General features: G+C 67.9%; 2 protein-coding genes. Both read left to right on the top strand.

Going from position 1 to position 1,440, the window contains the following annotated elements; translation table 11 throughout:
- Positions 1 to 15: 15 nt before the first annotated feature.
- Positions 16 to 846: a hypothetical protein gene (locus EB084_25365; GenBank protein NDD31594.1), complete on the top strand. Its 831-nt coding sequence runs from the start codon at positions 16 to 18 to the stop codon at positions 844 to 846.
- 79 nt (positions 847 to 925) lie between these two features.
- The coding region (locus EB084_25360; protein ID NDD31593.1) for a dipeptide epimerase at positions 926 to 1,440 on the top strand (515 nt) is incomplete at its 3' end.

Genomic DNA, 1,440 nt, shown 5'->3' with positions numbered 1-1,440 from the left:
CGCCGTCCCGTCAGCATGTCGTGGCACTACCTCGACCTCGACCGAAAAGCGTCTGCCGCGGCGAAGACAGCGGCTGTGAACGAGGCGCGACGCGCCGTGTCGTATCAAGATCCGGACATCCTCATCGCGGTCGATGACGAGTCGAACGCGCTCGTCGCAGCGCACTACGCCGGCCAGCAGCGTCCGAAGGTGCTGTACGTCTCCATCGACATGCCACCCGCGCACTACGGCTACACCACGGTCTCGAACGTGAGCGGCATCGCCGAGGTGCTTCCCCTGGCGGGCGCGCGTGACGCCATGCGGGCGATGCGAGACGGTCGCCCGTGTCGCGTCGCGGCGGTGGGGGCCGACTGCGACACCGGGCGGGCCGAGATGGCCCAGGTGAAGGCCTTCAACTGGGCACCCTGCACCCTCACCCACACGACGCTCAGCTCGACCTGGAGCGAGTTCCAGCGAAGCGTGGCGAAGGCGGGAGAGACGGCCGACGTTCTGCTGGTGCTCACCTTCGAGGGCATGACCGCGACCGACGGTGGGACGGTGGCCGACACCGTGGTCGCCCCCTGGATCGAGCAGAATGCACGTCCCCTGGTCATCGGGCTGCGCCACGAATACGTGGCCGAAGGTGGCGCCTTCGCCCTCACCGCGGCGGGAGAGAACCAGGGCGCCGACGCCATGGACATGGCCCTCGACTGGCTCGACCGACCGTGGATCTCCGGCGCCCCCGAGCCCGTGACGTCAGACGCGTTCAACGTGATGATGCGCCAGAGCGCATTGGAGAAGCGCGGGGTGAAGCTCCCCGTCATCTACCGAGAGGCGGCGCGGGCGACGGGGCATCTGTATCCATGACGGGAGGGCTGCGGCCCGTTCCCCTTCAGACGCAGCCAGTGGAAGGCGAATGGCTGGGGAAGAAGAAAGACAGAGTCGCTTGCGCATCAGATTCACGCCCCGCACCCTGCACCTGAAGCGCCCCTTCACCCTGGCGCGCTCTTCGCGCACCACCACGCCGGTGATGCTGGTCGAGGTCGAGCACGATGGCGTGGTGGGCCACGGCGAGGCGGCCATGCCTCCATACCTGGGTGAATCGCACGAGACCGCGAGCGCCTTCTTGAGCCAGATCGACCTGCGCCCCTTTCACGATCCGTTCCGCATCGACGACATCATCACCCACGTCGATCGCATCGCGCCCGGCAACACGGCCGCCAAGGCCGCCGTCGACATCGCGCTCCACGATCTCGTGGGTCGCCTCATCGGCCACCCCTGGTATCGCCTGCTCGGCCTGAGCCGCGAGAGCGCCCCGCCCACGTCGTACACCATCGCCATCGACACCCCCGAAGGGGTGCGCGCGCGGGTTTGTGAGGCCGCGGGGTTCAAGGTGCTCAAGCTGAAGATGTCGCAGACCCATCACCTCGATCTCGCACGCGCCATGCGCGATGTGAGCGC

The sequence above is a fragment of the Pseudomonadota bacterium genome, from assembly GCA_010028905.1.
Taxonomy (GTDB): Bacteria; Vulcanimicrobiota; Xenobia; order RGZZ01; family RGZZ01; genus RGZZ01.
Note: the sequence above shows the minus strand (reverse complement) of the source record. Positions and strands in the feature narration are given on the sequence as shown.

Coding starts and splice junctions, on each gene's coding strand:
- EB084_25365 (NDD31594.1), top strand. CDS start 16: ATGTCGTGGCACTACCTCGACCTCGACCGAAAAGCGTCTGCCGCGGCG.